This is a genomic window from Nocardioides sp. NPDC057772 (assembly GCF_042798075.1).
Lineage (GTDB): Bacteria > Actinomycetota > Actinomycetes > Propionibacteriales > Nocardioidaceae > Nocardioides.
Window position 1 is genome coordinate 52,168 of record NZ_JBHVKN010000008.1, and the last position, 6,798, is coordinate 58,965.

The window sequence follows — 6,798 nt, forward strand, 5'->3', positions numbered from 1 at the left end:
GCGCGCGGTCGCAAACTGTCGGTGCGGGCGGATAGGGTCTACCGAGTGGACGCACCGCTAGCTCTCTACCGCCGCTACCGGCCGGAGACGTTTGCCGAGGTCATCGGCCAGGATCACGTCACCGGCCCGCTGCGCAATGCGCTCGCGGGCAACCGGGTCAACCATGCGTACCTCTTCTCGGGCCCGCGCGGGTGCGGCAAGACGACGTCCGCGCGGATCCTGGCGCGCGCGCTGAACTGCGAGAAGGCGCCGATCGCGGACCCGTGCGGGGAGTGCGAGTCGTGTCGGGACCTGGCGCGAGGCGGGCCGGGCAGCATCGACGTGATCGAGATCGACGCGGCGTCCCACGGTGGTGTGGACGATGCCCGCGATCTGCGGGAGAAGGCGTTCTTCGCGCCGGTGAAGAGTCGCTACAAGGTCTACATCATCGACGAGGCCCACATGGTCTCGACGCAGGGCTTCAACGCGCTGCTCAAGCTCGTCGAGGAGCCGCCGGAGCATCTGCGGTTCATCTTCGCGACGACCGAGCCGGAGAAGGTCATCCCGACGATCCGGTCGCGCACCCACCACTATCCGTTCCGCCTGTTCCCGCCCAAGCTCGTCTCCGACTACATCGCGACGCTGTGCGAGAAGGAGGGCATCAAGGTCGAGCCGGCCGCGCTGCCGCTGGTCGCGCGCGCGGGTGCCGGGTCGATGCGCGACAGCCTCTCGGTCATGGACCAGCTGCTCGGTGGCGCCGGCCCTGAGGGCGTGACCTACGAGCTGGCCGCCGGGCTGCTCGGCTACACCCCCGATGCGCTGCTCGACGAGGTCGTCGACGCCTTCGCGGCCCATGACGGCGCCGCGGTGTTCGGGGTGATCGACAAGATCATCGAGACCGGTCAGGACCCGCGACGGTTCACCGAGGACCTGCTCCGGCGACTGCGCGACCTGGTGATCGTCAAGGCGGTCCCGGACGCGCCTGCCACCGGCCTCATCGATGTCTCCGAGGACGGCGGCGAGCGGCTGGTCGCCCAGGCCGGACGCTTCGGGCCGCACGACCTCTCCCGGGCCGCGGACGCCGTCGCGACCGGTCTGACCGAGATGCGTGGTGCGACCGCGCCCCGGCTCCTGCTCGAGCTGATCTGTGCCCGGGTGCTGCTGCCCGCGGCCGACGGTGCCGACGGCTTGGCCGCCCGGCTCGACCGTCTGGAGCGGCGGATCGAGATCAGCGGTACGCCGACAGTGACCGCTCCTCAGCCGGCGGCCGCCCCGGCCCAGGACCGGCCGGTGCTCAAGCCGTCGGTCGGTTCGCCGGGCCACGAGACGGTCGCTCCGCCGCCGTCGCAGCCCGAGCCTGCCCCGACGTACGCTCCGGCTCCCGAGCCCGAGCCTCAGCCGGTCCGTGAGCCCGCCCCGACAGCGGAGACGCCTCCGCAGCAGGCGCCGCCGGCTCCCGAGCCGAGCCGGCCCCAACCGCCGGCTCAGCCGCCGGCCCAGCCGCAGCAGAGCGGCGGGATGGGCAACGTCGACATCCGCCGCCTGTGGGACGACGTGATCGCCCAGACCAAGGGCCTGCGCCGGGCGACCTGGTCCCTGGTGGGTCAGAACGCCCAGGTGGTCGACTTCCGCGACGGCGTGCTGACCCTCGGGTTCGCCTCGCCGGGGCTGCGCGACCGGTTCGCGACCGGCGGGCACGAGCCGATCCTCGGGCAGGCGCTGGTCAACGTGATCGGGATCCAGCCGAAGATCGAGGCGATCGTCGCGGGCGGCGGCCAACCCGCCCAGCCGCGGCAGGCGCCGCCTCAGCCGCAGCCGAGCCAGCCCCAGGAGCCCGCCCAGCCGCAGCAGCCGCCGGAGGCGTCGTGGAACGAGCAGGCGCCACCGCCCGACTGGGCGGCCGAGCCGCCGCCACCCGACCAGCCACCGGCACCGGAGCCTCCCCCGACGCAGCAGGCCGACCCGGGCGCGATCGCGCTGGCGCGCGAGGCGATCCGCCCGACGCGTACGGCCGGCTACGAGCCCCCCGTCGATGACACCGCGGCCCGTCTGGCGGAGGCCGACGCCGCGGTGAACCCCGACGACCAGGCCTACGACGGGCCGTCGGCGATGGGCGCCGAGGCGCTGCTCGCTCAGGAGCTGGGTGCAACGATGATCGAAGAGATTCCTCACAACTAGGACGGCACAGATGACGAACCCACTCGAAGGCCTCGGCGGCGAAGGCGGCTTCGACCTCAACGCGATCATGCAGCAGGCGCAGGCGCTGCAGAGCCAGATCGTCGACGCCCAGGAGAAGCTCGCCGAGACGATCGTCGACGGCACCGTCGCCGGCGGTGCGGTGACCGTCAAGCTCACCGGCACCGGCGAGCTGGTCGGCGTGGAGATCAAGCAGGGCGAGTTCGACGGCAGCAGCCCCGACGACCTCGAGGACCTCGGCGCGGTGATCGTCGCCGCCTACCGCGACGCGAAGGGCAAGGCCGACGCGCTTGCCGGCGAGGCGATGGGCCCGCTCGCGGGCGGTCTCGACGGCGGCATGGGCGCCCCCGGCGGCAACGAGCCGCCGTTCAAGCTCGGTTTCTGAGACCGACACAGCTAGAAGGACAGGCAACAGAGTTGTACGAGGGTGTGGTCCAAGACCTCATCGACGAGCTGGGACGGTTGCCGGGCGTCGGCCCGAAGAGCGCTCAGCGGATCGCGTTCCATCTGCTGCAGGCGGATCCTGCCGACGTACATCGGCTGGCCTCGATCCTCAACGAGGTCAAGGCGAAGGTGAAGTTCTGCTCGGTCTGCTTCAACGTCTCCGAGGAGGAGACGTGCCGGATCTGTCGCGACCCGCGGCGTGAGCAGTCGGTGCTGTGCGTGGTCGAGGAATACAAGGACGTCGTCGCGATCGAGCGCACCCGCGAGTTCCGTGGTCGCTATCACGTGCTCGGCGGCGCGATCAGCCCGATCGACGGGATCGGTCCCGACCAGCTCCGCATCCGCGAGCTCGTCCAGCGGCTCAACGATCCCGGGATCACCGAGGTGATCCTCGCCACGGACCCCAACCTCGAAGGCGAGGCGACCGCGACCTACCTGACCCGTCAGCTGAGCCCGCTCGGCTTGAAGGTCACCCGTCTGGCCAGCGGTCTTCCGGTGGGCGGCGACCTGGAGTACGCCGACGAGGTCACGCTCGGGCGTGCGTTCGCCGGGCGGCGCGCGGCTGAGTAGTCCCTGAGACCAGACTCTTTACCCTCGTCAGGCCGGGTGTTCGCGGGTAGCCTGACGATCTAAGGCACCTCGGGAAGGGAGCTGTCATGACGGACGACGGGACCGGCAAGGACTTCGCGACGAGCATCGCGGACTCGGTGGAGAGCTTTCTGCTTGCCGTACGTGCGATCGCGGCGGAGCGTGACGGCAGCAGCGCTGTCCCGATGCTGCTGCTGGAAGTGAGCCAGATCCTGCTGGCGGGTGCGCGACTGGGCGCCCAGCAGGACTTCGAGCCACGCGAGGAGTTCCAGCCCGACGTGGGCATGGAGGCCGACGTCGACGAGCTCCGGATGGGGTTGGCCGAGATGTTCGGTGACATCGACACCTACAGCTTCGTCTTCGATCCTTACAGCCCGGACGTGGTCGACAGCCAGATCTCCGACGACGTCGCCAGCCTGGTGACCGACCTGGAGTACGGCCTGCGCCACTACCGCCTCGGCGACGTCGACGAGGCGTTGTGGTGGTGGCAGTTCAGCTATGTCAACAACTGGGGCAACCTGGCCGGTGCGGTGCTCAACGCGCTGCTCACGGTGGTGGCGCACGACCGCCTCGACACCGAGCCGTTCACCGGCGAGGACGAGGACCTGGCTGCCGCTGATGAGATGCTGGAGAAGACGGCCGCGACCGCCACGTAGACTTCTGCGACGTGGGTATCGTCGTTCAGAAGTACGGTGGCAGCTCGGTCGCGGATGCTGCAGGCATCAAGCGTGTGGCTCAGCGAGTGGTCGCGACCAAAGAGCAGGGCCACGACGTGGTCGTGGCCGTGTCTGCCATGGGCGACACCACTGACGAGCTGATCGACCTGGCCAACAAGGTCTCGCCCGACGCCACCGCGCACGCGCGTGAGTTCGACATGCTGCTCACCTCCGGGGAGCGGCAGTCGATGGCGCTGCTCGCGATGGCGATCAACGACGTCGCGAACGAGCGCGGCCTGGCGTACGAGGCCCGGTCGTTCACCGGGTCGCAGGCCGGTCTGATCACCGACGCCCAGCACGGGCGCGCGAAGATCCTCAGCATCACTCCGGAGCGGATCCAGGCGGCGATGGCCGACGGTGCGATCGCGATCGTGGCGGGGTTCCAGGGCGTCTCCAAGGACACCAAGGACATCACCACGCTGGGACGCGGCGGCACCGACACCACGGCTGTTGCGCTGGCGGTGGCGCTGAACGCCGACGTCTGCGAGATCTACACCGACGTCGACGGCGTCTTCACCGCCGACCCGCGGATCGTCCCGACCGCCCGCAAGCTCAGCGAGGTCGCCTTCGAGGAGATGCTCGAGCTGGCCGCCTCCGGCGCCAAGGTGCTCCACCTGCGCTCGGTGGAGTTCGCCCGCCGACACAGCCTCCCGATCCACGTACGCTCCTCCTTCTCCACCCTCAACGGCACCGTGGTCAAGGGCAGCATCGACGCGGTCTCGCCGCGCGCCGACCAGCAGCCGACCGGCGACGCCGGCATGGAGGCGCCGATCGTCGCCGCCATCGCCTACGACCGCAGCCAGGCGAAGATCACCGTCGTCAACGCTCCCGACGAGGTCGGCGCAGCGGCGAAGGTCTTCGAGATCATCGCCGGGGTCGGCATCAACGTCGACATGGTGGTCCAGGACTCCTCGTCGGCCGGTGCCGAGCGCACCGACATCACGTTCACGCTGCCCCGTGACGACGCCGAGCGGGCCGGGAAGGCCCTTGAGCTGGCGCGTGACGAGCTCGGCTTCGAGCGGGTGAGCACCGAGCCGCGGATGGGCAAGGTCTCGCTGATCGGTGCCGGGCTGCGTACGCAGCCGAAGAAGATCGCCGACTTCTTCTCCGCCATCGCGCAGGCCGGGGTCAACATCCAGATGATCTCCACCTCGGAGGTCCGGGTCTCGGTCGTCGTCGGCGACGACGAGGTCGACCGGGCGGTGCAGGCCGCGGCAGAGCGGTTCAGCGACGTGGAGGTCGAGAAGGTCTCCTACGGCGCTGACGCCGATGGCGACACCCCCGAGATCGTCGGAGTGGCCCACGACCGCGGTGAAGCCAAGATCACCGTCGCGGGCGTCACCGACGAGCCCGGCGAGGCGGCCCGCATCTTCGACACCCTCGCCGACAACGGCATCAACATCGACATGATCGTGCAGAACGTGTCGGCCGAGGAGACGCGGCGTACGGACATCTCGTTCACGCTGCCCCGCGCGGACGTCAAGCAGGCGCGCGCCGCGCTCGCCGACATCCAGGCCGAGGTCGGCTTCGCCGACCCGGTCACCGACGAGCAGATCGGCAAGCTCTCGATCGTGGGTGCCGGGATGCGTACGCATCCGGGGATCACCGCGAAGTTCTTCGCCGCGCTCGCCGCCGAGGGAGTCCTGATCCGGATGGTCTCGACCTCGGAGATCCGCGTCTCGGTGCTCGTCAGTGCCGACGACCTCGACCGCGCCGTGCGCGCCACACACAGAGCATTCGGCCTCGACAGCGACGGAGAGGCCATCGTCTACGGAGGGACCGGCCGATGAGCGTCAACCTGGGAATCGTGGGAGCCACCGGGCAGGTGGGCGTCGCCGTACGCCAGATCCTGCTCGAGCGGAACTTCCCGCTCGGCGAGGTCCGTTTCTTCGCCTCTGCCCGTTCGGCGGGCAAGACCATCGAGTTCGGTGAGCGTTCGATCGTCGTCGAGGACGCCGCCACCGCCGACCCGTCGGGGCTCGACATCGCGATCTTCTCGGCCGGCGGTGCCACCTCGAAGGCGCTGGCGCCGAAGTTCGCCGAGGCCGGCGTGATCGTCATCGACAACTCCTCGGCCTGGCGCAAGGACCCGGCAATCCCACTGGTCGTCTCCGAGGTCAACCCCTCGGCGATGGCCGGGGTCATCGAGGCCCGTCAGGGCATCATCGCCAACCCCAACTGCACCACGATGGCCGCGATGCCGGTGCTCAAGGCGCTGCACGACGAGGCCGGCCTCGAGCGCCTCGTCGTCTCGACCTACCAGGCGGTCTCCGGCTCCGGCGTCGCCGGTGTCGAGGAGCTCGTCCGCGGTGTCGCGGCCGCCGGCGACAAGGCCAGCGAGCTGGCCTACGACGGGTCCGCGATCGCGTTCCCTGAGCCGGACAAGTACGTCGAGACGATCGCGTTCAACGTCCTGCCCTACGCCGGGTCGCTGGTCGAGGACGGCTTGGGCGAGACCGACGAGGAGCAGAAGCTCCGCAACGAGTCCCGCAAGATCCTCGACCTGCCCGACCTGCGCGTCTCCGGCATCTGCGTCCGCGTCCCGGTCGTCACCGGCCACTCGCTCGCGGTCAACGCCGAGTTCTCCTCGCCGCTGACCCCCGAGCGCGCCACCGAGCTCCTGTCGAACGCCCCTGGCGTCGAGCTCCGCGACGTACCCACGCCCCTGTACGCCGCCGGCAAGGACCCGTCCTACGTCGGCCGGATCCGCCAGGACGAGGGCGTCCCGGACAACCGTGGCCTCGCGCTGTTCATCTCCAACGACAACCTCCGCAAGGGTGCCGCGCTCAACACGGTCCAGCTCGCCGAGCTCGTGGCCGCCGGCCTCTGACGAGAAGTCGCCCCCGTCGGCCGAGGTGGCACCACGGTGCCACCT

General features: G+C 70.1%; 6 protein-coding genes and 1 pseudogene. All 7 read left to right on the forward strand.

Features of this window, described 5'->3' with window-relative positions:
• Positions 1-45: 45 nt before the first annotated feature.
• The 7 genes and pseudogenes from ACFVJS_RS03130 to ACFVJS_RS03160 all read left to right on the forward strand — a co-directional run bounded on the left by ACFVJS_RS03130 (position 46) and on the right by ACFVJS_RS03160 (position 6,753).
• Positions 46-2,157 carry a DNA polymerase III subunit gamma and tau gene (locus ACFVJS_RS03130; RefSeq protein ID WP_378877365.1) on the forward strand — a complete coding sequence of 704 codons (2,112 nt, stop codon included), beginning with the start codon at positions 46-48 and terminating at the stop codon, positions 2,155-2,157.
• A gap of 10 nt (positions 2,158-2,167) precedes the next feature.
• Positions 2,168-2,560, forward strand: a complete 393-nt coding sequence (locus ACFVJS_RS03135; protein WP_378877367.1) for a YbaB/EbfC family nucleoid-associated protein — start codon at positions 2,168-2,170, stop codon at positions 2,558-2,560.
• Positions 2,561-2,592: 32 nt separating this feature from the next.
• The gene (gene recR / locus ACFVJS_RS03140; protein ID WP_008356228.1) at positions 2,593-3,189 is read left to right on the forward strand and encodes a recombination mediator RecR; all 597 of its coding nucleotides are present in this window, start codon (positions 2,593-2,595) and stop codon (positions 3,187-3,189) included.
• 86 nt (positions 3,190-3,275) lie between these two features.
• Positions 3,276-3,863 (forward strand): DUF5063 domain-containing protein, encoded by a 588-nt coding sequence (locus tag ACFVJS_RS03145; RefSeq protein ID WP_378877370.1) that lies wholly within the window; start codon positions 3,276-3,278, stop codon positions 3,861-3,863.
• 11 nt (positions 3,864-3,874) lie between these two features.
• Positions 3,875-5,179: pseudogene (locus tag ACFVJS_RS03150) on the forward strand (aspartate kinase); the annotation flags it as partial.
• A gap of 39 nt (positions 5,180-5,218) precedes the next feature.
• Complete coding sequence (locus ACFVJS_RS03155) at positions 5,219-5,713, forward strand: ACT domain-containing protein (protein ID WP_378877377.1); 495 nt, start codon at positions 5,219-5,221, stop codon at positions 5,711-5,713.
• Positions 5,710-6,753, forward strand: a complete 1,044-nt coding sequence (locus ACFVJS_RS03160) for an aspartate-semialdehyde dehydrogenase (RefSeq protein WP_378877372.1) — start codon at positions 5,710-5,712, stop codon at positions 6,751-6,753. The genes ACFVJS_RS03155 and ACFVJS_RS03160 overlap by 4 nt, the downstream gene beginning before the upstream one ends.
• The last annotated feature ends 45 nt before the right edge of the window (positions 6,754-6,798 follow it).